Here is a 1,108-nt window from a genome sequence, read left to right as displayed (position 1 = left end):
GGGTGGGGTTGGAAGGGTGTGTACCACCACCAGTCGGCGCGTTCGCCGATCGGTCCCGGACACGGCGCCACCGCAGGCGGGGGCCCCGTGGGTGGGCGCGCCAGCGATCCCGGGCTCAGCACTCGGCCTTCCTCGTCGCGGACCACGAGTGCGTGTGCGGGTCCGCTGATGGCGAGGACACCGCGATGATGTGACCGGTGATGGTAGGGACAGACCAGCACCAGGTTGGCCAACTCGGTCGGGCCGCCGTCTTCCCAGTGCCGCAGGTGATGGGCGTGCAGACCACGGGTGGCACCACAACCCGGCACCACACAGGTGCGGTCGCGGTACTCCAGCGCGCGGCGCAGCCGCCGGTTGATCACCCGCGTCGCCCGCCCGGCACCGATGACCTGTCCGTGACGCTCGAACCACACTTCACACGTGGCATCACAGCTCAGGTATTGGCGGTCGGCATCGGTAAGCAGCGGACCCAGATGCAGTGCCGCAGCGCGCTGCTCAACATCGACATGCACCACCACGGTGGTGTGCTGCCCGTGCGGGCGCCGCGCCGCCTCGACATCCCAGCCGGCCTCGACCAGCCGCATGAACGCCTCGACCGTGCCCGGCAACGGCGGCCGCTGATCACCCGCGCCGGTGGCCTGATCGTGTTCCACTCGGCGATCAGCGCCTCACGATGCGACGCCAAGGCCGCGTCGAACTTCGCCGCATCGAGGTGAGGGAGCGTGATCCGGTAACAGCTGCCGTGCTCGGTGCTGGTCGTGGTGATCGAGCGTTCGGGCTCGCGCTGCGGTTCGGGGTCCGGTCGCGGTTCCAGCTTGATCGCGGTACGCAACTGGTTCACCGTCGCCACCGCGGCAAGCTCGGCGTAATGCTCATCAGAACCCTCGCCAGCCCGCGCCGCGATCACCCCAACCTGGTCCAGCGACAGCCGGCCCTCCCGCATGCCCTGAGCGCAGCGCGGAAACTCCTCAAGCCGGCTCGCAATCGTGGCGATCGTGCGCGCATTTGCCGACGAACACCCCGTCTTCCAAGCCACCAACGCCGGCACCGACCGCGCCCCGGTCATCCCGCACAACTCGTCGCGATCGATCTCGGCCACGATCTCCAC

At 69.2% G+C, this 1,108-nt stretch carries 1 pseudogene; it reads right to left on the bottom strand.

From position 1 onward, the window contains the following. Positions 1–1,108 (bottom strand): annotated as a pseudogene (locus tag A5622_RS12515) (HNH endonuclease signature motif containing protein); the annotation flags it as partial.

The sequence above is a fragment of the Mycobacterium sp. 1245801.1 genome (assembly GCF_001673055.1).
GTDB lineage: Bacteria > Actinomycetota > Actinomycetes > Mycobacteriales > Mycobacteriaceae > Mycobacterium > Mycobacterium europaeum_A.
The sequence above is the reverse complement of the archived record's forward strand: the minus strand, read 5'-3'. Positions and strand labels throughout refer to the sequence as shown.